This window comes from Variovorax sp. P1_G12, from assembly GCF_056405555.1.
This window is the reverse complement of the sequence record NZ_JBFUBW010000035.1, coordinates 15,789-36,431: the sequence shown is the minus strand read 5'-3', so window position 1 is coordinate 36,431 and position 20,643 is coordinate 15,789. Positions and strand designations below refer to the sequence as shown.

The 20,643-nt window shown below is 69.9% G+C and carries 18 protein-coding genes and 1 pseudogene; 9 read left to right on the top strand and 10 right to left on the bottom strand.

Annotated features, from left to right (window positions below):
• Positions 1–7: 7 nt before the first annotated feature.
• The gene (locus tag AC1D2O_RS30500; protein ID WP_478158416.1) at positions 8–454 is read right to left on the bottom strand and encodes a MarR family winged helix-turn-helix transcriptional regulator; all 447 of its coding nucleotides are present in this window, start codon (positions 452–454) and stop codon (positions 8–10) included.
• Positions 455–866: 412 nt separating this feature from the next.
• Here AC1D2O_RS30500 and AC1D2O_RS30495 point away from each other — a divergent pair, with 412 nt between their 5' ends.
• Together AC1D2O_RS30495 and AC1D2O_RS30490 are read left to right on the top strand one after the other, a co-directional pair.
• Positions 867–1,202: a hypothetical protein gene (locus AC1D2O_RS30495; protein ID WP_478086206.1), complete on the top strand. Its 336-nt coding sequence runs from the start codon at positions 867–869 to the stop codon at positions 1,200–1,202.
• A 322-nt stretch (positions 1,203–1,524) separates the two neighbouring features.
• Entirely contained in the window at positions 1,525–3,225 is a 1,701-nt protein-coding gene (locus tag AC1D2O_RS30490) for a M30 family zinc metallopeptidase (protein WP_478086204.1), read from the top strand.
• 132 nt (positions 3,226–3,357) lie between these two features.
• Here the strand turns inward: AC1D2O_RS30490 and AC1D2O_RS30485 are convergent, their stop codons facing one another.
• Both AC1D2O_RS30485 and AC1D2O_RS30480 read right to left on the bottom strand, forming a co-directional pair.
• Positions 3,358–3,729 (bottom strand): hypothetical protein, encoded by a 372-nt coding sequence (locus AC1D2O_RS30485; RefSeq protein WP_478086203.1) that lies wholly within the window; start codon positions 3,727–3,729, stop codon positions 3,358–3,360.
• 13 nt (positions 3,730–3,742) lie between these two features.
• Positions 3,743–4,094 (bottom strand): annotated as a pseudogene (locus AC1D2O_RS30480) (MBL fold metallo-hydrolase); the annotation flags it as partial.
• 36 nt (positions 4,095–4,130) lie between these two features.
• Between AC1D2O_RS30480 and AC1D2O_RS30475 the strand changes: the two are divergent.
• From AC1D2O_RS30475 to AC1D2O_RS30465, 3 genes are all read left to right on the top strand, one after another.
• Positions 4,131–4,439 (top strand): YgaP family membrane protein, encoded by a 309-nt coding sequence (locus AC1D2O_RS30475; protein WP_478086215.1) that lies wholly within the window; start codon positions 4,131–4,133, stop codon positions 4,437–4,439.
• A 242-nt stretch (positions 4,440–4,681) separates the two neighbouring features.
• Complete coding sequence (locus tag AC1D2O_RS30470) at positions 4,682–5,284, top strand: HEAT repeat domain-containing protein (RefSeq protein ID WP_478086201.1); 603 nt, start codon at positions 4,682–4,684, stop codon at positions 5,282–5,284.
• Between the two features lie 199 nt (positions 5,285–5,483).
• Positions 5,484–7,826, top strand: coding sequence for a fatty acid cis/trans isomerase (locus AC1D2O_RS30465; RefSeq protein ID WP_478086199.1), 2,343 nt, complete (start codon positions 5,484–5,486; stop codon positions 7,824–7,826).
• A 25-nt stretch (positions 7,827–7,851) separates the two neighbouring features.
• Here AC1D2O_RS30465 and cueR read toward each other — a convergent pair whose 3' ends face one another.
• Together cueR and AC1D2O_RS30455 are read right to left on the bottom strand one after the other, a co-directional pair.
• Entirely contained in the window at positions 7,852–8,253 is a 402-nt protein-coding gene (gene cueR / locus AC1D2O_RS30460) for a Cu(I)-responsive transcriptional regulator (RefSeq protein ID WP_478086197.1), read from the bottom strand.
• Positions 8,254–8,281: 28 nt separating this feature from the next.
• Positions 8,282–10,519, bottom strand: a complete 2,238-nt coding sequence (locus AC1D2O_RS30455) for a heavy metal translocating P-type ATPase (RefSeq protein WP_478158415.1) — start codon at positions 10,517–10,519, stop codon at positions 8,282–8,284.
• 175 nt (positions 10,520–10,694) lie between these two features.
• On the opposite strand from AC1D2O_RS30455, the gene AC1D2O_RS30450 reads away from it, so the two are divergent.
• Positions 10,695–11,666, top strand: coding sequence for a JmjC domain-containing protein (locus tag AC1D2O_RS30450; RefSeq protein WP_478086195.1), 972 nt, complete (start codon positions 10,695–10,697; stop codon positions 11,664–11,666).
• Positions 11,667–11,676: 10 nt separating this feature from the next.
• On the opposite strand, the gene AC1D2O_RS30445 is transcribed toward AC1D2O_RS30450, so the two are convergent.
• Positions 11,677–12,954 carry a c-type cytochrome gene (locus tag AC1D2O_RS30445; RefSeq protein WP_478086193.1) on the bottom strand — a complete coding sequence of 426 codons (1,278 nt, stop codon included), beginning with the start codon at positions 12,952–12,954 and terminating at the stop codon, positions 11,677–11,679.
• Between the two features lie 6 nt (positions 12,955–12,960).
• Positions 12,961–13,668 carry a c-type cytochrome gene (locus AC1D2O_RS30440; protein WP_478086192.1) on the bottom strand — a complete coding sequence of 236 codons (708 nt, stop codon included), beginning with the start codon at positions 13,666–13,668 and terminating at the stop codon, positions 12,961–12,963.
• A 114-nt stretch (positions 13,669–13,782) separates the two neighbouring features.
• On the opposite strand from AC1D2O_RS30440, the gene AC1D2O_RS30435 reads away from it, so the two are divergent.
• Positions 13,783–14,520 carry a DUF1345 domain-containing protein gene (locus AC1D2O_RS30435; protein WP_478086191.1) on the top strand — a complete coding sequence of 246 codons (738 nt, stop codon included), beginning with the start codon at positions 13,783–13,785 and terminating at the stop codon, positions 14,518–14,520.
• On the opposite strand, the gene AC1D2O_RS30430 is transcribed toward AC1D2O_RS30435, so the two are convergent.
• The 3 genes from AC1D2O_RS30430 to AC1D2O_RS30420 are packed head-to-tail and all read right to left on the bottom strand — an operon-like array spanning position 14,470 to position 17,485.
• On the bottom strand, positions 14,470–15,435 hold the full coding sequence (locus AC1D2O_RS30430) for a DMT family transporter (protein WP_478086189.1): 966 nt from the start codon (positions 15,433–15,435) through the stop codon (positions 14,470–14,472). The genes AC1D2O_RS30435 and AC1D2O_RS30430 overlap by 51 nt on opposite strands.
• Positions 15,432–15,929, bottom strand: a complete 498-nt coding sequence (locus tag AC1D2O_RS30425) for a methylated-DNA--[protein]-cysteine S-methyltransferase (RefSeq protein WP_478086187.1) — start codon at positions 15,927–15,929, stop codon at positions 15,432–15,434. The genes AC1D2O_RS30430 and AC1D2O_RS30425 overlap by 4 nt, the downstream gene beginning before the upstream one ends.
• A 5-nt stretch (positions 15,930–15,934) precedes the next feature.
• On the bottom strand, positions 15,935–17,485 hold the full coding sequence (locus AC1D2O_RS30420) for a DNA-3-methyladenine glycosylase 2 family protein (RefSeq protein WP_478158414.1): 1,551 nt from the start codon (positions 17,483–17,485) through the stop codon (positions 15,935–15,937).
• Between the two features lie 112 nt (positions 17,486–17,597).
• On the opposite strand from AC1D2O_RS30420, the gene AC1D2O_RS30415 reads away from it, so the two are divergent.
• Entirely contained in the window at positions 17,598–18,980 is a 1,383-nt protein-coding gene (locus AC1D2O_RS30415; protein ID WP_478086184.1) for a phosphomannomutase/phosphoglucomutase, read from the top strand.
• A gap of 167 nt (positions 18,981–19,147) precedes the next feature.
• The gene (locus tag AC1D2O_RS30410) at positions 19,148–20,503 is read left to right on the top strand and encodes a 3-deoxy-D-manno-octulosonic acid transferase (protein WP_478086182.1); all 1,356 of its coding nucleotides are present in this window, start codon (positions 19,148–19,150) and stop codon (positions 20,501–20,503) included.
• The last annotated feature ends 140 nt before the right edge of the window (positions 20,504–20,643 follow it).

Sequence of the window (20,643 nt, the reverse complement as noted above, 5' to 3'; positions counted from 1 at the left end):
GTGTCCTTCAGCCCGCTGCGGCGATCCGGGCTTCGATCTTCTCGAAGGCGCGCAGCATGGCTTGCGCATCCCCATCCTCGACGTCGGCCAGCAATTCGCTTTCGATGGCTCTCAGTCGTTTGCGAATGGAGGCCACGGTCCGGCGTCCGTCCGCCGTCAGGTGCACCAGCTTGACGCGGCGGTCGACCGCGTGGGGGCGCCGCTCGATCAAGTCCTGTTCGACCAGGATGTCGAGCAAGCGGACCAGGCTGGAGCCGTCGAGCCCGACCGCCGCGGCCAGTTCGCTCTGCGAGATACCGTCGCCGAGCTCGTGCAGATGGACCAGGGGTGCCCAGGTGGCGTCGCTCAGTCCGGCGGACGAAAGGCGGGCATCCAGCGCCTGGCGCCATCGCCGGGCGAGACCGACCAGGCGGATGCCGATGCGGTGATGCAGTTCGGAAGAGGTGTGTTCCATGATCTTGATTTTATCAAAATCATTTGAATTCAAACGAGTTGGGGATTTGCCGGCGAAGAGGGGCTCGTCGTCGTGTCGTTGCGCGAGGCGTGGGAATGAAAAAGCCCGCTCGGGGCGGGCTTTCGGGAATGTGGCCGTGGGCACTTACGCGACCCACGTTACGGCAAATGTTCACTTGCGGAAGTCACCTGTCGTTTTTCTCGTCGTGGTGGCTTCGACGCGCCGGCGTGAGATGCGGCTTGCCTGCGCAGGCAACCGAAAGAGGCCAAGGCATTTCGGGGAGGGCAGACTATACCAGAGACTTCGATTCCCGGTTGCGGCAGGCCTTTGCGACCCCCCGGAATAGGGTGAGCGGGCCCTAGTCCATTTGGACGGCTTGTAACCAAAAGTGTTATTAGTCATAATGCCTTACATGCACTCCACCCGCTCACCCCAACTGCAGTGGTCCACCAAAGGGCTGCTGGGCGTTCTTCGAGCCAGCTTGCCCTCGGGCGGCCCGCAGGCAGGCCGGACGGTCCAGGCGCCGCGGCCGGCGCGAACCGTCAATGACCCGCCGGAGCCCTTGAGCGTCGACGAGTTGAGCGAGGTCGCCAAGAACTGGCGCAGCCGGGCAGGGGACGACGAGGATCGCGCGGACACGGTCGCCCAGGCGCTCGAGTCGCTGGCCGACTATCGCCGGGCTGCGGCGGCACCGCGCAGCCGGGCCCGCATCGTCGGGCAAAGGATCTCGGAGTTCATGCGGCTCTAGGCGGCGCAGGCGCGGCGGACGCGCCACCGTGAACACGAAAAGCCGTTGCGGGTCCGGGACTTGCGACGGCTTTCCTGTTTCCGCTCGGGCCTTGCGCAGCGTCGGTGGCGCGGCATACGCGTGCGCTGCGTCGCGCCGTGTCGCCGGCGACCGAACCGCGCCCTGAATATTTCTCCGCATCGGCCGATAAGCATTGGCAACCCGAGTTTCCGAATGCCGATCTGTCGCGCATTCCTCCGGGCTGTGCAGCGTGGAGCCGGCCTTCGATTCCACGCCGCCCAACGGTCGAACGAGGAAGAGAAAGATGCGCTGCAGGTCACGAGTGGAATTGTTTCGGGGCGCGGCCGCCATGGTGGCGGTCGCCGTGTCGCTCGCGGCCTGCGGTGGCGGAGGAGGTGGTGGCGGCGGTGGCGGTGGCGGCGTCATCGCGGCGCCCGCCGCCGCGGCGCCGCCGCCCGCGGAGGTGAAAGCGGCGGACGGTGTTGCGATCACGAGCTCCTGCACGTCGTGCAGCGCAGTCGACGTCAGCACCTACTCGGGTTCGGGTACCGGCGTCTGGCAGGGCATCAACAAGTCCCAGGCCCCCACCGACATCCCGCTGTCGATCTCCGGTCTCGCCGGCCAGACCGTGACGCTGGTGTTGACGAACGAGAGCGCGCAGAACCAGACGCTGGCCGGGATGGTGCTGCGTTCCAACGCCGAACGCAGCATCGCGCCGAGCAAGGCGATGGTGCAGGGCGACAACGCCAGCGACAGCATCGAAGCGCAGAAGCTGGCGATCGGCGAGTTCAACCGCGCGGGCTTCGGTGAGCTGCTGGGCCCGGCGTCGAAGACTCCGTCCCAGGTCTCCAAGTCGATGGCGCCGTCGGCCGCCTATGCCGTCAACGATCAGCGCAGCATCTACCTCCACGACCGCTCGCAGCGCACCGTGAAGCTGGCCGTCCAGCGCGCCGCGAGCGACGGTACGCCGATCAACCTGTGGGTCGAGGCCAGCGAACTGAGCCCGTCGCGCATCACGGCCGAACTCGCCCAGCGCATGGAAGACAAGTTCGCCGCCCCCGGCGGCATCTACGACATGCTGGTGCGCACCGGCGGCCCGCTCTGGGGCGGGCACGCCTTCAGCGAGATGGTGTCGGGAAGCGGCCAACCCATCGACATCTACTTCGTCAATTTCGACTCCAACGGCAAGCCGTATGGACTCATCGGCTACTTCTGGGGCCTGAACAACTTCAAGAAAGGCGCAGGCGACCTGGCCTACACCAATGAGTCGCTGAGCCTCTATCTCGATTCCGAATCGCTCTACCTGGATGGCGAGACCGGTGTGAAGCAGATTGCAACCACGATGGCGCACGAAGGCATGCACATGCAGAACTTCTACCGCCGCGGCGTGAAGATGGGGTCGAAATACACCTTCGACGTCTGGCTCGAGGAGATGTCGGCGCTGATGATGGAGGACTGGGCGAGCTTCAGCATCGATGCCAGCCACAACGCCATCCGCGATTCGCGCTTCCCGTACTACCTGGCCTACAACGGATCCGGCAGCTACAACTGCACGCTGTCCGAGTGGACGCCGATGGGCGCCAGCTGCGAGAGCTACGCGCTGACCGGCTCGTTCGGCGGCTTCCTGAATCGCCAGTTCGGCCTCGATTTCTACAAGGCGCTGCTGAACAGCACGGGCAGCGAGGACTCGATCGCGATGCTGGACGCTGCCATCAAGTCGAAACGGCCGGGCTCCGGCGTGGGCGAGGAACTGCGCCGCTTCTCGGCGACCGCGGCCGGCGTCATTCCCCTCGGCGCGGGCATCGCCGAGTACAGCATGCCGGCGCGCAGCGAAGGCGGCTTCAGCCTGCCGGCGATCGACCCGTCGAGCCTGGGCCGCAGCAGCCGGGCGCTGCCGCAGGCGGTGCCGGACCTGCTGCACAAGCTGGGCAGCTTCCCGGTGGCGCGTCCCAACGTGTCGGGCACCTACGCGGAGACCGTCCGCGTGCCGGCCGGGACGACGCTCACGGTGGTCGTCAACTAGGGGCCGCAGGCCGCCTTGGGGCGGCCCGGCGCCGGAGCCGGCTGGCGCGCGCCGAGGGGGTGCTGCATGGCGTGTTCCCTCGGCGTCCGGGGTCAGGTGCCCGTCGTCCGCGTCACCGGCCGTGCAGTCGGGTCACTTGCCCTTGACCGCCGCCACCGTCGCGCACGTGTTCCCCGGCTCGACCGAACGGAATCTCTCGATCACCAGATGCTCGCGCGGCGGCCCTTCCATCGACTCGCGGACTTCGAGCCGGCCGTCGAAGTTGACCAGCAGCGGTGCGGCGGGTTCCTTGCGCCACGCGAGGTAGCTGCGCTGCAGCGCGACGGCGTCCGCGGTCATTGCCACCGGCCAGCGCTTGCCGCTCGCGCTGTCGGTGAACAAGGCGGCATCGGCGAAATAGACGAAGTCGCCGCGCCAGTGCGCGGGTTCGGCATGCAGGCTGGCCGCCAGCGCGGCAAGAAGGACGCAGGCGCTTCGCTTCGCGATCGGGAGCTGTCGTGTCATCCGTGTCTGCCTTTCATTCCGTGTCGTTCGGGCCCGCGATCTGCAGCGGGATCTTGAGGTAGCGCACGCCGTTGGATTCTGCCTCGGGCAGGCGGCCGGCGCGGATGTTCAGCTGGATCGACGGCAGCAGCAGCGTCGACGCCGGCAGGGTCGCATCGCGCTGCTGCCGCATGGCGACGAAGTCATCCTCGGCGATCCCGTCGTGGACGTGGACGCTGTGCGCGCGCTGCGCCTGCACCGTGGTCTCCCAGCGGTAGTCGTCGCGCCCCGGCGCCTTGTAGTCAATGGCACATGAAGAGCCGCGTCTGCGGCGGCAGGGCCAGCAGGCGGCGGATTGAGTGGTACAGCGTGCGCGAGCTGCCGCCTACTGCCGTTCGGGCAACCGGACCCGGATCAATGCGGTGGCGCTCGGTGCCTGCGCGCCGGGCGATGCCTACGTGCTCGAAGGCGGGCTCGACGGCTGGAAGAAAGCCGGCCTTCCGGTCGTCTGCGACGCATCGCAGCCGCTGGAGCTGGCGCGGCAGGTGCAGATCGCCGCGGGCTCCCTGATCGTGGCCGGGGCGGTGCTGGGCGCGACCGTTTCGCCCTGGTTCCATCTGCTGTCCGGTTTCGTCGGCGCAGGCCTGGTGTTCGCAGGCGCCTCGGGCTTTTGCGGAATGGCGCGGGTTCTCCTGAAGATGCCGTGGAACCGGAAGGCGCTCGCCGTTTGAGCCAGGCCACTCCATCGGCCTCGGCGCGGGCGCGCCATGAAGCGCGGCCCATCGGCACGTTGTCCTGACGCGAATGCAGGGGGATGATGCCGAGCAAGGAGCCATGCGATGAGACATGCGATGGAACGACAGCCCGGGACGCCACGCGCCGGCGTGCCGCGCTTCCTGCCACGCGGGGTGGGGCGCGAAGCGGATTCGCTGGAACATGCATCGGAGCGGTCGGCGCCGGTGTCGAGGGGACCATGAGCATGGCGCGAGGCGATCTCGGCGGGCTCGATGCGGCCGATGCCACCGACCGCGGGCGCGCGCTCGCCACGCTGGTGGTGGCCGGCCGGGCATCGACGCCGGTGCTGCTGCGCGCACTCCACCACGGCGACGCCGGCGTGCGCGAAAAAGCGGCGCAGGGGTTGGCGGAGATTGCCGATCCGGCGGCCACCGACGCCCTGCGTGCCGCGGTCGCCGACAGCGACCCGCTGGTGCGTGGGCGCGCCGCCCAGGCGCTGGCGGCGATCGGCGCGCCCGATTCGCTGGACGCGCTCGCCCGGACCTTCGATGACCATCCCGACCTGCTGCGTGCGCCGCACACACTCGCCACCCACGTGCTGACCGCACGTGGCGTCGATGCGCTGCCGGTGATCGCGCCGCTGCTGGACGCGCCGCTGCCGCTGACCCGGCAGCGCGCCTTCGCGGTGCTGCAGGCCGTGGTGCCGACGCTGCCGGGCGTGGCCGACTGGGCCAGCGTGTGGCGCTCGCTCGGCGCCTACGACCCGAACGGCGCCGATGTCGCCGCGCGCAGCGTCGCGGCGGCGCAGTGGCGGCAATGGATTGCCGCCCGCTGCGTTTAGTTGCCCCCACGCTCCCTCACTTCGTGTGGTCGCTGCCCCCCAAGGGGGAGTCAGCAGGCCGCCCGTCAGCGCGAAGCGCGGACTTCGCCGCGCCGGCGGCCCGGCGCCGGCCTGAGCCCCCACGCTCCCTCACTTCGTGTGGTCGCTGCCCCTCCCCGGGTACATTTCTCGATCCACAGCCTAAGTCGAGAGCACCCGCATGCGTCGTGTCGCATCCCTGATCCTGATCCTCCTGGTCGCCGCATGCACGACGGTGGCCCTCCACCGCTTCGATGAACTCTACGGGCCGGCCGACCCGAAGCGCTTCGACCACCCGCTGGCACCGCCTGCGGGCGAGTCCTACGCCCAGACCATCCAGCCGATCCTCGATCGGCGCTGCGTGGTCTGCCATGCCTGCTACGACGCGCCCTGCCAGCTCAAGGCCACGGCCTGGGAAGGACTGGCGCGCGGCGCCAGCAAGACACCGGTCTATGACGCCTCGCGGCTGCTCGCGGCGACGCCGACGCGGCTCTTCGTCGATGCCGAGCAGCCCTCGCAATGGCGCGAGAGAGGCTTCTTCCCGGTGCTCAACGAGCATGCGCCCACGCCCGAGGCCAACCGCGCCGCCGGACTGATGCACCGGCTGCTGATGCAGAAGGAGAAGCACCCGCTGCCGACCCGCGGCATCGTCGGGGGAGGGCTCGATTTCTCGGTCGGCCGCGAGGCGATGTGCCCGGCCGGCGCCGAGATCGACGACTACGAGCGCAAGATGCCGCTCGGTGGCATGCCCTTCGGACTGCCGGGCCTGAGCCCGTCCGAGCTGGGCGTGCTGACCCGCTGGATCGAGCGCGGCGCGCCCTACGAGGGCCCGCCGGCACCGACGCCGCTGGCGCTGCAGCGCATCGCGCTGTGGGAGCGCTTCCTCAACGGCGATTCGCTGAAAGAGCGGCTCTTCAGCCGCTATGCCTACGAGCACCTGTTCCTTGCCCACCTCTACTTCGACGACGACCCGGAGCGCCGGTACTTCAAGCTGGTGCGCTCGGCCACGCCGCCGGGCCAGCCGGTGCAACTGATCGCCAGCCGGCGGCCGGTCGACGATCCCGGCGTCGAGCGCGTCTACTACCGCATCGTGCCCGAGCGCGAGACCATCGTCGCCAAGACCCACATGCCCTACGCGCTGGGCGCCGGGCGCATGGCCCGCTGGCGCGCGCTGTTCCTCGATGTGCCCTATGCGGTCGATCGCCTGCCGGGCTACAGCGCCGAGACCGCGGCCAATCCCTTCGCCACCTTCGCGGCGCTGCCGGTGAACGCGCGCTACCGCTTCATGCTCGACGAAGCCGAGTTCACGATCATGGGCTTCATCAAGGGCCCGGTGTGCCGCGGCCAGATGGCGCTCGATGTCATCGAGGACCGTTTCTGGGTGGTCTTCCTCGCACCTTCGCAGCGCAACGACCAGGCGCAGGCCGACCTGCTGGCCCGCGATGCCAACCTGCTGCGCCTGCCCACCGGCAGCAGCAACGAGGCGGTGGTCACGCCGTGGCTCGAATACGCACGGCTCGAGAACGAATACCTGCGTGCCAAGTCGGAGCATCTCGCCCAGAGCCTGGGCGGGCCGGAGAACCTCGACCTGCGCCTGATGTGGGACGGCGACGGCCGCAACGACAACGCCGCGCTGACCATCTTCAGGCACTTCGACAGCGCCAGCGTGGTCAAGGGCATGGTCGGCGACGCGCCCAAGACCGCCTGGGTCATCAGCTATACGCTGCTCGAGCGCATCCACTACCTGCTGGTGGCCGACTACGACGTCTTCGGCAACGTCGGCCACCAGCTCAATTCGCGCCTCTACATGGACTTCCTGCGGATGGAGGGCGAGTTCAACTTCCTCACGCTGCTGCCCAAGGCGCAGCGCATCGCGACGCGCGACCTCTGGTACCGCGCCGACAGCCAGGCCACGCGCGAGCAGGTGTACGGCGGGCCGTCCACCACGCTCTCGGTCGACAGCGGCATCCGCTACCGCACCGGCGACGCCCGGCTCGAACTGCTGCAGATGATGAAGACCCGGCTGGCGCGGGTGTTGCCCTCGGAGTTCGAGCTGAACCGCGCGGCGCCCGCATTGCAGGCGCCGCTGCGTGAACTCGGTGCCGTGCGCGGCGCATCGCTGCAATGGCTGCCCGAGGATGCCGCGCTGGTGGTGCAGGCGCCGGGTGCCGCGCCGGCCACCTTCAGCCTGCTGCGCGACACCGCGCATGCGAGCGTCTCGCACCTGCTGGACGAGCGCCGCGAACTGCGGCCCGACGAGAACACGCTGACCCTCGTGCCCGGCGTGATCGGCGCCTATCCCAATGCCTTCTACCGGATCAGCCCGGAGCAGCTGCCGGCCATGGCCGACGCCATTCGGAAGCTGAAGTCCGAGGCGGACTACGCAGCCTTCTCCGAACGCTTCGCGGTGCGCCGCACCGACCCCGGCTTCTGGGCCGTGAGCGATGCGCTGGTCGAGCGCTATCGCCGCGACCAGCCGATCCAGGCCGGCATCCTGGATCTGAATCGTTTAGAGAATCGATGACCGTCGCTCGCCCTTGCGGCGAGCCTCACTCCGCGAGCTCTTCGAGGATGGGGCAATCAGGCCGGTGGTCGCCGTGGCAGCAGTCGGCCAGCCGCTCCAGCGTCCGCTTCATCGCGCTCATCTCCTCGATCCGGCGGTGCAGGTCGGCCGCGTGCGTGAGCGCGATGCGCTTGACGTCCGCGCTGGCGCGGCCCTTGTTCTGCCACAGCTTCAGCAGTTCCGCGATCTCGGCCATGCTGAACCCAAGGTCGCGCGCGCGCCGGATGAAGCGCAGCGTGTGGACGTTGCTCTCGGTGTATTGCCGGTAGCCCGCGTCGGTGCGCGCGACCTCCGGCAGCAGGCCCAGCGATTCGTAGTGGCGCACCATCTTGGCCGAGACGCCCGAGAGGGCCGCGGCCTGGCCGATGTTGAAGGGTTCCGTGCTCATCGATCCATCTCCGTGCCGTGTGATGCGTTCATCGTGCCTGTCCTTTCCAGCGCCGCAGCAGCAGTGCATTGCTCACCACGCTCACGCTGCTGAAGGCCATCGCTGCGCCGGCGATCACCGGGCTCAGCAGCCCGAAGGCCGCCAGCGGAATCCCGACCACGTTGTAGGCGAAGGCCCAGAACAGGTTCTGGCGGATCTTGGCGTAGGTGCGGCGCGAGATGTCGATCGCGTCGCTGACCAGGGCCGGGTCGCCGCGCATCAGCGTGATCCCGGCCGCATGCATGGCGACGTCGGTGCCGGTGGACATCGCGATGCCGACATCGGCCGCAGCCAGCGCCGGCGCATCGTTGATGCCGTCGCCCACCATCGCGACGCGGACGCCGCGCGCCTTCAGCTGCCCGATGATCGCCGCCTTGTCCTCGGGCAGCACTTCGGCCCGGACCGTGTCGATCTTCAGCAGGCGGGCCACCGCCTCGGCGCTGCCGCGGTTGTCGCCCGAGACCAGCGCGGTGCGGATGCCCTGCGCATGCAGCCGCTCGATGGCCGCCGCGGCGCTGGGCTTGGGCTGGTCGCCGAACGCGAGCAGGCCGACCAGGGTGGGGCGGGCGCTCAGGTCGGCCAGCCACGAGACCGTGCGCCCTTCGGACTCCAGTTGCTGGGCACGCTCGCCGAGCCCGCCCAGCGGCACCGACAGCTCGCGCATGAAGCGGCTGCTGCCCAGGCGCAGCGCGCGGCCGTCGACGATGGCCGACACGCCGCGTCCCGCCACCGCCCGCACCTCGCTGGCCTGGCCGATCGCGACGCCGGCCTGGCGCGCGGCGTTCAGCACCGCGCGGGCGAGCGGATGCTCGCTGCCCGCCTGCAGGGTGGCGCTGGCGCGCAGCAGGACCTGCGCATCGCCGTCGACCGCCTCGCAGGCCACCAGTTCGGGGCGGCCCTCGGTCAGCGTTCCGGTCTTGTCGAAGGCGACGATCCCGACGCCGTGCGCCACCTCGAGCGCCTCGGCGTCCTTGATCAGCACGCCATGCCGGGCGGCGACGCCGGTGCCGGCCATGATCGCGGTCGGCGTCGCCAGCCCCAGTGCGCAAGGGCAGGCGATCACGAGCACCGCGACCGCGTTGAGGATCGCGGTTTCCCATTGGCCGGTGCCGAGGCCCCAGCCCAGGAAGGTCAGCAGCGCGATGCCGATCACCACCGGCACGAACACGCTGCTCACGCGGTCGACCAGGCGCTGGATCGGCGCTTTCTTCGCCTGCGCCGATTCCACCAGCCGCACGATGCGCGCGAGCGTCGATTCGGCGCCGACCGCGGTGGTGCGGACCAGCAGCAGGCCTTCGCCGTTGACCGAGCCGCCGGTCACCACGTCGGCCGCCTGTTTGGCGACCGGCAGGCTCTCGCCGGTGATGAGCGATTCGTCGACCTCGCTCATGCCCTCGATCACCAGGGCGTCGACCGGCACGCGCTCGCCCGGCCGGATCACGACCAGGTCGTCGATCCGGACTTGCGCCAGCGGCAGGTCCTGGTCGATGCCGTCGCGGCGCACGCGGGCCCGGTCGGGCCGCAGCGCATGGAGTGCGCGGATCGCCTCGGTGGTCTGGCGCTTGGCCCGCGTCTCCAGCCACTTGCCCAGCAGCACCAGCGTGATGACCACCGCCGAGGCTTCGAAATAGAGGTGCGGCATGCCATGGGCAGCGTGCGCGAGCAGCAGGTACACGCTGAGTCCATAGGCGGCCGTCGTCCCGAGCGCCACGAGCAGGTCCATGTTGCCGGCGCGGGCCTTCAGGGCCTTCCATCCCGAACGGTAGAAGCGCGCGCCCAGCCAGAACTGCACCGGCGTGGCCAGCGCGAGCTGCACCCAGCCGTCGAGCATCCACGCCTTGCCGAACATCAGTCCGAGCATCGGCAGCACCAGGGGCGTGGAGAGGAGCGCAGCCGCGATCACGGGCCAGGCGTCGTGGCGGCGGTCGGGCCTGGCCGCTGCTGCTTCGGAAGCGGCGGGGCCCGCGGACGATGGGGCTTCTTCCTCGCCGACGCTGTAGCCGGCCTTCTCGACCGCGCGACGCAGGGCGCCGAGCGCGACGGAGCCGTCGGCGCGCACGTTGGCCGCTTCGGTTGCGAGGTTGACGCTGGCTTCCGTCACGCCGGGCACGGTCGCCAGGGAACGCTCGACGCGGGCGACGCAGGACGCGCAAGTCATTCCTTCGATCGGCAGCGAAAACTCCTGGAAGCCGGCTGCGCCAGGCGATATCGCCAGGCTGTTGTTCATTGATTGCTCCTGTCTTTCGAACCTCGATGAACGAGGAATGGAGGAAGTATCAACCTTCCCATCATGGGAGGGTCAAGCGCGTTCCGTGCGCGCCGTCCGTTCGCCATACCTCGGTCGAAAGTTAGTAATTTGTTGTTACATGGTTTATGCTGCGCTGGGTAAGGAGATGCCTGCCATGGGTGCGAGCGAGATCGAACAGATGATGTCCACGACCACCGACTGCCGCATATGGGTGGACGACCCTGCCGGCTTCACGACCCGCAAGGTGGGCAGGTTCCACCACAACTACCACCGGCATCCGCTGTTTCAGCTGCCTGAACTCGAGGCGTTGGCCAAGGAGTTGATGCCCTTGAAGCAGTGCCGCTTCGTCAGGCAGGGCGTGACGCAGGCATCTGCCTTCGCGCACGCCAGCGAGCACCCCGACGGGCGCGGCATCGAGGACGTCTTCAGGCGCATCGAGGAGCCGGGTTCGTGGATCGCGCTCTACGATGTCGAAGCCGTTCCGCGCTACCAGGCCCTGCTCGACGGCATCCTGGACCCCATGCGCGAGATCGTCGAGCGCGAGCAGCCGGGCATCTTCCTGGTGACCGGCTTCATCTTCATTTCCGCCCCGCCGTCGGTGACGCCGTTCCATATCGACCGCGAGAACAACTTCTGGCTGCAGTTGCGCGGTTGCAAGGTCATGAACGTCTGGGAAGCGACCGACCGGGTCGTGGTGCCGGCGCCCGAGGTGGAGGACTTCATCGTCAGCGGTTCGCTGCGAAACGTCCGGCTCAAGGAAGAGTTCAGGTCGCGCAGCCACCAGTTCGACACCCAGGCGGGGGACGGCATCTACTTCCCGAGCACGTCGCCGCACATGACGCGCTCGGATCCCGACTGGACCAAGCCGGGCGACGGCGTCGCGATCTCGATCGGAGTGACCTTCTATACCTCGGCCACGCGCAAGGCGGCGCGCGTGCACCAGCTCAACCGCGTGTTGCGCAGTTGCGGGCTGTCGCCGGCCTACCCGGGCGAGTCCGCCGTTTCGGACGGGATCAAGGCGCCGATCGGCAGGGCGATCGGCGCGGGGCTTGCTTCCCTGTCCCGGATCATGGCGCCCATCGGTCGCTTGCGCCGCTTCGCGAATCCGCCTCCCGGCTCGTTCTGAAGGCGCCGCGTCACCGGCGCATCATGTCGCGCGCCGAGAGCGCCGGCGCGTCGTTGCCCCAGGAGGCGCGCACGAAGGTCAGCACGGCCGCGACGTCGCTGTCGTCGAGCACCTGATTGAAAGGCGGCATGCCGTAGGGACGCGGATTGCCTGCGGTGGCGGGCAGGAAGCCGCCGTGGCGCACGATCTGGATCAGGTTGGCCGTGGAATCCATCAGCACGGCCCGGTTGCCGGCGAGCGCGGGATAGGCGTCCTGGGCGCCCTGGCCCACGTCGCCGTGGCAGTAGGCGCAACGCTGGTCGTAGATCTTCGCGCCGCGTTCCATCACGCGGGCGTCGCGGCGCACGGACGGCGCGGCCGGTGTGGCCGGCGGCGGGTCCGCTTCCGGCAGCGCCTTCAGGTACAGCGCCATGGCGTGCAGGTCGGCCGGGTCCAGGAACTGGGTGCTGCGGAACACCACGTCGGCCATTGGGCCCATGACCGAGCCGCGCGGCGAGTGGCCGGTCTTCAGCAGCGCCACGATGTCGTGCGGGTCCCAGTCGGCGACGCCGGCTTCCCGCCGCGAGGTCAGCGAGGGCGCATACCAGTTCTCGACCGGGATCAGCCCGCCCGACAGGCCGAGTTTCTCTTCGGTGGCGCCGAGCACGTTGCGCGTGCCGTGGCAGGCGATGCAGTGGCCGAGGCCCTCGACCAGGTAGGCGCCGCGGTTCCATTCGGCCGGCTTGGCCGGCTCGGGGACGAAGGTGCCCGGCGCGAACGACAGCGCGCGCCAGACCGCCAACGCGGCCTGGGTGTCGTAGGGGAAGCGCAGCTTGTGCGCAAGGTTGGGCGCCGGTGCCGGCGGAATGCTCTGCAGGTAGGCGAAGATCGCGTCCGAATCCTCGCGCGTCACGCGCGTGAAGCTCGGGTACGGAAAGGCCGGGTAGAGCAGCCGCCCGTCCTTCGAGCGGCCGTTGTGCATGGCGCGCCAGAAGTGCGCCGGGCTCCAGCTGCCGATGCCGGCCTTCGGATCCGGCGTGAGATTGCCCGAGAACACGGTGCCGAAGGGCGTCTCGATGCCGACGCCACCCGCGTACGCGGCGCCGCCGCGCGTCGTGTGGCAGCCGGCGCAGTTGCCCGCCAGCGCCAGGTAGCGGCCGCGCTCGATCTGCGCCGCGGTCGGGGTGACGGGCGTTGCCGCGATGTCGGGCAGCGTGTCCTCGCCGCGCAGGTTGAGCGCCACGATGGCCACGGCGGCCAGCAGCACGAGGATGGCCAGGGAGGCCAGGAAATAGAAGAAGCGTCGCATGGCGGATCAGCGGTTCATTGCGCTGCAGGGCGTGGGCAGCGGGCCGGGCAGCGCGGCCAAGGGACGGGTGTCCGCGGGCACGGGCTGCAGCGCCAGCCAGCTGGTCACGGCGTTGATGTCGGCGGTGGTGAGTTTCTTGCCCACCTCGGCCATGCAGTCGGGCGCCCGCGCGTGGCGATCGTTGGTGAGCCAGGCACCGAGCTGGGAGGACAGATAGAGGCGCGGCAGGCCGACCAGCCCCGGAATGCCCGGCTGAACGCCCGTGAGCGCCTGGCCGTGGCATTGGGCGCAGGCCGGAATGCCGCGCGCCGCATCGCCCTGGAACACCAGCGTCTTGCCGCGCGCCAGCATCTCGGGCGTGGCATCGGTGGTGGCGCGAACCGGCGGATACGGCAGCTCGAGGCCGGCGAAATAGGCCGCGAGTTCGCTCAGGTAGGCGTCCGACAGGTGCTGCACCATGTGCGACATGTCGGAGTTGAAGCGGCGGCCGTCCCGGAAGCTCTGCAGCTGATTGAACAGATAGCCCTCGGGCTTGCCCGACAGGCGAGGGAAGTAGCCGCCGTCGATGCTGGCGCCCTCGCGCCCGTGGCAGGCGATGCAGGCGGCGGCGCGCTGCTCGATGGTGTCGGGGACGTGCATCGGCGCCGGGGCGGCCGGTGCTGCCAGGCTCCAGGCGGCGAGCAGCAGGGTCTGCAGGAGGCGGAGAGGTTTCATGCGTGGCGAAATTTTTTTAACCATCGACTGTCGGCGATCGGTGATGAAAAGAACAGGCGCAGTGTGACGCGAATCGATCGGATCAGTTGCGCGGCGACCGGCTAAAGTCGCCCCATGCGGTCCCGATTCCTCCAGACGCCCGGCTGGCTGCGGCTGCTGTTCGGCGCCGTGGTCGGCCTGGGCGTTGCCTTTGGCCTCGGGCTGCTGCCCGGGCCGCTCGACGGCGTGGCGCGCGGACTGCTTGGCTGGTGCAGCGGGGCCGCTGTCTACCTGTTGCCTGCCTGGTGGCTGGCCGAGACCTGCAATGCCGAGCGCACCCGTTCGCGCGCCCAGTCCCAGGACCAGCCGAATGCGCTGATCCTGGCCATCATGGTGAGCGTGATCGGCGTCAGCATGGTGGTGATCGCGATGTTGCTGCAGCGGGTGCCGCAGTTGTGCGGCGCGCAGCGCATCGGCCACGTCGCGCTCGGCCTCGTGGCGCTCACGGGCTCGTGGCTCATGATCCACACGATCTATGCCTTTCATTACGCGCACCGCTTCTACCAGGCGGAAATGGAGCCCAGGCCGCAGGGACCGGGGCTCAAGTTCCCGGGCAAGCTGGAGCCGGACTACTTCGACTTCCTCTATCACTCCTTCGTGGTCGGCATGACCTCGCAGGTGTCCGACGTGCAGGTCACCTCGCGCGAGATGCGGCGCATCACGCTGGTGCACGGCGTGCTGTCCTTCGCCTTCAACATGCTGGTGCTCGCGCTGTCCATCAATGTCGTGGCGTCCTCGATGCAGGGCAGTCCGGGTGGCGGCTCAGCCGGCAGCGGTGCCGCGGCGGCCCAGCTTGACCAGTCCTGTCGATAGCGCGACGCCGCAGACGATCACCACCGCGCAGATCAGCATCCACTGCGTGATCTGCTCGCCCAGGAACACCGCGCCGTAGAACAGCGCGAACACCGGCACCAGGAAGGTCACGGTGAGCGCGCGCGCCGGTCCGGCCCGCTCGATCAGCCGGAAGAACAGGATGTAGGCCAGGCCGGTGCAGGCGGTGCCCACCGCCACCAGCGCCAGCCAGGCCTTCAGGCTGGGCATCTGGGCGGGCCACAGCCAGGCGGCGGGCAGCGCCAGCGCCAGGGTGGCGCCGATCTGGCTGCCGGTCGCGGTCGCCATCGCCGGCACGCCGGCCAGGTGCTTGCGCGTCAGGTTGGCCGAGAAGGCATAGCAGATGCAGGCCGCCAGGCAGGCCCCGATGGCCCAGAGCGCGGCGCTCTCGTCCGCGCCCGAATGGAAGCCGGCGCTGCGCCCGGCCAGCATTGCCACGCCGGCGAAGCCGATCACCAGGCCGAGGATGCGCGAGCGGTCGGGCCGGTCCTTGAACCAGGCCCAGGCGACCAGGGCGCCGAACATCGGCACCGTGGCGTTGAGGACCGCCGCGAGGCCGCTGTTGATGGTCAGCAGGGCGAACGAGAAGAAAGCGAAGGGCAGGCCGGAATTCAGGATGCCGATGCCCAGCGCGGGCTTCCAGTGCTGCCTGAAGGCGGACCACTGGCCGCGCAGGAACAGCAGCGGCAGCAGGAACAGCATCGCGATCGCGACCCGCACCGCGGCGGTCGGGAGGGCGCCGAACTCGGCCGCGCCGATGCGCATGAAGAGGAACGAAGAGCCCCACAGCGCGCCGAGCAGCACCAGGTCGAACAGCCAGGCCCGGCTGGCGGAAGGGGCAGGCGAGGCCGTCGTGGATCGCTCGGGCGCGGCTGCGCTGCATTCGCCTTCGCTCACAGCGCGCCTTCCAGTTCCAGCAGCGCCGCCTTGCGATCGAGCCCGCCGGCATAGCCGGTCAGGGAGCCGTCGGCGCCGAGCACGCGGTGACAGGGCACGATCACGCTGATCGGGTTGCGCCCGACCGCCGCGCCCACCGCGCGCACCGCGGCCGGATTGCCGACGCCGGCGCTCAAGGCGCCGTAGCTGGTGGTCTGGCCGGCCGGGATGGCGAGCAGCGCCTGCCACACCGACTGCTGGAACGCGGTGCCGTGGGACAGGTCCAGCGGCAGGTCGAAGTGTTCGCGCCGGCCGGCGAAGTAGTCGCCCAGCTGTGCCGCGGCTTCGCGCAGCACCGGGTGCGCAGGGTCGGTCTGCCAGCCGCTCATGTCGGGCCAGTGGCGCTGGCGGTCGAACCAGGCGCCGGCCAGGCCCTGGTCGGTGGCGGCCAGCGTGATGCCGCCGAGCGGGCTGTCGATGTGGGTGCTGTAGAGCGTCGCGGTCTTGAACTTCATGGCATTCAGGCGATGGCGCCGGTGCGGGTTCGGGAATCGGCGGTCGCGTCGACCGTCGGGGAGGGAGCGGGACGCTGCCAGGCGCGCAGCACGGCATAGCCGCGCCAGGGGCGCCAGGCCAGCGAGGCCTCGGCCGCGGCGCGCGCCGAACCGACGCCGAGCGCTTTCTGCAGCGCCACGTCGCCGGCCGGGAAGGCGTCGGGCCAGCGCAGCGCGCGCATCGCGATGTACTGGGCGGTCCAGTCGCCGATGCCGGGCAGCGCCTGCAGCGCCGCGAGGGTGGCGGGGACGTCGGCGCCGGCGTGCAGCGTGAGCCGGCCTCCGAGCACCTCGTGCGCCACGGCCAGCAGCGCGGCCTGCCGCTGGCGCACGATGCCGAGCCGGCCCAGTGCATCGCTGCTGGCGCCGGCGATGGCCGCGGGCGTCGGGAACAGGCGGTCCAGCCCATCGATCGGCGTCGCGATCGGCTCGCCGAAGGCCTCGACCAGCCGCGAGCCCAGCGTGCGTGCCGCGGCCACCGTGATCTGCTGGCCCAGCACGGCGCGCACCGCGAGCTCGAAGCCGTCGACCGTGCCCGGCACGCGCAGCCCGTCGCCGTCGGGGAAGCTGGCATGCAGCGCGCTGTTGATCGCCATCGGCTCGGCGTCCAGGTCGAGCATTGCGCGCACGCGGCTGATCACGGTCGGCAGCACCGCGGCGAGCGAATCGCCCACGCGCAGCAGGAGCTGCTCGCGCGCGGGGTCGAAGCGCAGCTGCAGCCAACCCGCGAGGCTGCGGCCGCCCTGCGTCACGCGCAGTGTGCGCGCGAGCTGCGGCCTGCCGCCCGGGTCGGTCGACAGCTCGACGCCGCGCAGCGCCCGGCGAGCGAAGAATCCCAGCATCGCCTGGCTGTCGTAGGGCGGACGAAAGCCCAGCCGCACGTCGACCGATTCGCCCTCGCGGCCGCCGCTCGCGGCGCCGGCGCGGCGCAGGGCGCTCGGATTCAGGCCGTAGTGCGTGAGGAAGGCGGCGTTGAAGCGGCGCACACTCGCAAAGCCGCTGGCCAGCGCGACCTGCGTCATCGGCAGCCGGGTGTCGGCGATCAGCTGCTTGGCGGCCAGCAGGCGGCGCGTCTGCAGGTACTGCAGCGGCGAGACGCCGAACTGGCTTTCGAAGATGCGGCGCAGGTGGCGGTCGCTGACGCCGAGCCGCTCGGCGATACGGGCCGCGCCGGGCCCGTCATCGCTCCAGGCATCGGGCTCGTCGATCAGGCGCGCGGCCTGCAGCGCCAGGATGCGCGAGGCATCCTCGGTCGACCAGCTCGCGGCCCGCGGCGCCAGTTCGGGCCGGCAGCGCAGGCAGGGCCGGAAGCCCGCGGCCTCGGCCTGCGCCGCGTGGCGGAAAAAGCAGCAGTTCTCGCGCCGCGGCAGCTTGACGCGGCAGACCGGACGGCAGTAGATGCCGGTGGAGGTCACGCCGGTGAAGAAGGAGCCGTCGAAGCGTGCGTCGTGGGCCTTCAGGGCCAGGTAGCAGGCGTCGCTTTCGAGTCCGGCGGTGAAGGCGGGGGCGGCTGGCATGCAACGATGATACGGCCGCACCTGTGCAAGAGTAGCCATTTCCGGACATCTGGCTCCCTGAGGGCATGCCTACAATGTTCTACGTTTTTGGAACTTTCAGGGGATAGCTTTCATGCAGCTCAGCGCATCGATCTTCAAGGCCTACGACATTCGCGGCGTGGTGCCCGCCACGCTCGACGCGAAAGTCGCCGAAGCGCTCGGCAGGGCCTTCGGCAGCGCCGCGCGCGCGGCGGGCGAGAAGGCGGTGGCCGTCGGCCGCGACGGCCGGCTGTCGGGGCCGGCACTGGTCGAGGCGCTGATCGAAGGCCTGGTTGCCACCGGCATCGAGGTGATCGACGTCGGCGCGGTCACCACGCCGATGCTGTATTTCGCGGCGCACACGCTGTGCCGCAGCGGCATCCAGGTCACCGGCAGCCACAACCCGAAAGACTACAACGGCTTCAAGATGGTGCTGGCCGGCCGCGCGATCTACGGCGACGAGATCCAGGACCTGCGCCGGGTCATGGAAGCCGGCAGCGCGAAACTCGCGCCCGGCGGCAGCGTGCGCAAGGTCGATGTGACCGAGGCCTACACGCAGCGCATCGTCGGCGACATCAAGCTGGCGCGGCCGCTGAAGATCGTGGTCGATTCCGGCAACGGCATCGCGGGCGCCTCGGCCCCCGCCATCCTGCGCGCCATCGGCTGCGAAGTGACCGAGCTGTTCAGCGAGGTCGACGGCGAATTCCCCAACCACCATCCCGATCCGAGCAAGCCCGAGAACCTGAAGGACCTGATCGCCGCGCTGCAGTCGGGCGATGCCGAACTGGGCCTGGCCTTCGACGGCGACGGCGACCGCCTGGGCATCGTCACGAAGGACGGCAGCAACATCTATCCCGACCGCCAGATGATGCTGTTCGCGCAGGACGTGCTGTCGCGGGTGCCGGGCGGCACCATCGTGTACGACGTCAAGTGCTCGCAGCGCCTGGGCCCGGCGATCGAGGCCGCGGGCGGCAAGCCGCTGATCTACAAGACCGGGCATTCGCTGATCAAGGCCAAGATGAAGGAGATCGACTCGCCGCTGGGCGGCGAGATGAGCGGCCACATCTTCTTCAAGGAGCGCTGGTTCGGCTTCGACGACGGCACCTATGCCGGCTGCCGCCTGCTCGAGATCCTCAGCAAGAGCCCGAATGCGAGCGATGTGCTCAATGCCTTGCCGACCAGCTTCTCGACGCCCGAACTCAACGTCGCCTGCGCCGAGGGCGAGCCCCACGCCGTGGTCGCCCAACTGGTCGAGAGCGCGAAGTTCGCGCCGCCGGCGCGGGTCTCGACCATCGACGGCGTGCGGGTCGACTGGCCCGACGGCTTCGGCCTGGTTCGCGCATCGAACACCACGCCGGTGCTGGTGCTGCGCTTCGAAGGCCAGACCGAGGCCGCGCTGCATCGCATCGAGGGCGAGATGCTGGCGCTGCTGCGCAGCGCCAAGCCCGATGCGAAACTCGCGGCGGCCGCGCACTGAGATGACGCTCACCCCCGAAGCGCCTTGCGGCGCCGCCCCCTCAAGGGGGCAACACCAGCGGCCCGGCAAAGCCGGTTCCGCGGTGTTCCTGGCCTTTGGCTGCGCCGGTTTCATGCGTCGTGGGTCATGCGATCACCTGATGACGAACTGACATCGATACGGACAACGTGCGTTCCCTGCTCTTGCGCCTCTACGGCGCCTTCACCACCCTGGCCCAGCCGCTGGTACGGCGCAAGCTGCGCCGCCGCGCCGTGGCCGAACCGGGCTATGCCCATGCGGTCGAGGAGCGCTTCGGCCACTACGACGAGGCGGCGGTCGGCACCGGCTGGTGCTGGATCCATGCGGTCTCGCTCGGCGAGGCGCGCGCCGCCGGCATCCTGATCACCGAGCTGCGCCGGCAATACCCGGGCATTCCGATCCTGCTCACCAACGGCACGGCGACCGGCCGCGAGGAGGGCGCCAAGCTGCTGGAGCCCGGCGACCTGCAGGTCTGGCAGCCGTGGGACGCGCCGGGTGCGGTGGCGCGCTTCCTCGATCGCTTTCGCCCGCGCATCGGCGTGCTGATGGAAACCGAGGTCTGGCCCGAGATGACCGCCGCCTGTACCGAGCGCGGCATTCCGCTGGTGCTGGCCAACGCGCGCCTGAACGAGAAGTCGCTGGCCGGGGCCGAGCGGCTCGCCTGGCTGGCGCGGCCCGCCTACTCGGCGCTGGCGGCCGTGTGGGCCCAGACCGAAGCCGATTCGCATCGCCTGGTGTCGCTGGGTGCCAAGGTCTCGGGCGTGTTCGGCAACCTCAAGTTCGATGCCACGCCGGATCTGCGGCAGCTCAACGCGGCGGCCAAGCTGCGCACGCAGCTGCCGCGGCCGATCGTGGTCTTCGCGAGCTCGCGCGACGGCGAGGAGCGGCAATTGCTCGAGGTGCTCAAGCGCTTCGGCGCCCTGGCGCCGGTGCCGCCCGAACAGGAGGCGATCCAGTCGATCGCGCGGCGCGTGCACGATGTGCAGTGGATGATCGTGCCGCGGCATCCGCAGCGCTTCGACGAGGTCGCGGCGCTGGTCGAATCGCACGGCTTCGCGGTCGCGCGCCGCAGTGCCGCGGGGGCGCCGACCGAAGCCGAGATCTGGCTCGGCGATTCGCTGGGCGAGATGGCGCTCTACTACGGCCTGGCCGATGTCGCGCTGCTGGGCGGCAGCTTCGAGCCGCTGGGCGGGCAGAACCTGATCGAGGCCGCCGCCTGCGGCTGCCCGGTGATCATGGGACCGTCCACCTTCAATTTCGCCGAAGCCGCCGAACTCTCGCTCGCGGCCGGCGCCTCGCAGCGCGTTGCCGACATGGAACACGCGGTGACGGCGGCGCTCAAGCTGACCGAGAACCCCGAGCGCCGCGAGGCGATGGCGCAAGCCGCGCTGGCCTTCGCCAACGCGAACCGAGGTGCGGCCGAGCGCACCGCGACCGCGCTGCTGGCGATCGCGGAGGCCGCCTCGCCGGTCGGCGAGGAGCGGGCGGAGCCGCGGCTGGAGTAGGGCTGAATCACCGCGGGACTGTGGGGCATCGGGGCGGGCTCACGCCGACGGTGTGCGATGGGTCCGGCGCGGACTTGGCACCGGCGCGCCCGGATCAACGGGCAAGATTTGCGGACGCGTGGCCCGACTTGCTTCACGTC